The organism is Marinomonas sp. 5E14-1, from assembly GCF_039939215.1.
In the GTDB taxonomy this organism is placed as follows: domain Bacteria; phylum Pseudomonadota; class Gammaproteobacteria; order Pseudomonadales; family Marinomonadaceae; genus Marinomonas.
The window spans coordinates 1-437 of sequence record NZ_JBDXMW010000035.1 but is presented as its reverse complement, the minus strand read 5'-3'; the positions used below and the strand labels follow the sequence as shown (position 1 = coordinate 437).

The window sequence follows — 437 nt, the reverse complement described above, 5'->3', positions numbered from 1 at the left end:
AAGTCGTAACAAGGTAGCCCTAGGGGAACCTGGGGCTGGATCACCTCCTTAAACGATAGAAGCTCTGGTGAGCGTTCACACAAATTATCTGATGGTACAGCTTAGGTTGCATAAGTAACTTATCTTAACTGTACAATATCTACTTTATGAGAAGCACAGAAAGTATTTGGGTCTGTAGCTCAGTTGGTTAGAGCGCACCCCTGATAAGGGTGAGGTCGGCCGTTCAAATCGGCCCAGACCCACCAAATACAATTCAGTGAAAGATAAGATATGGGGCTATAGCTCAGCTGGGAGAGCGCCTGCTTTGCACGCAGGAGGTCTGCGGTTCGATCCCGCATAGCTCCACCATTTCTTATTTATTCTGTGTGAAAGATTAGCGAGAGTCCTAAGCAAGACACTAAACAGAATCGATTCAAAGCGTGCTTTGAGTGTGTTCT

The 437-nt window shown here is 46.2% G+C and carries 2 tRNA genes and 1 rRNA gene; all 3 read left to right on the top strand.

Annotated features, from left to right (window positions below):
* A 16S ribosomal RNA gene (locus tag ABFY09_RS15110) occupies positions 1–51 on the top strand; the annotation flags it as partial.
* Positions 52–168: 117 nt separating this feature from the next.
* Positions 169–245, top strand: a tRNA-Ile gene (locus tag ABFY09_RS15105).
* Between the two features lie 27 nt (positions 246–272).
* Positions 273–348, top strand: a tRNA-Ala gene (locus ABFY09_RS15100).
* Positions 349–437 lie beyond the last annotated feature (89 nt).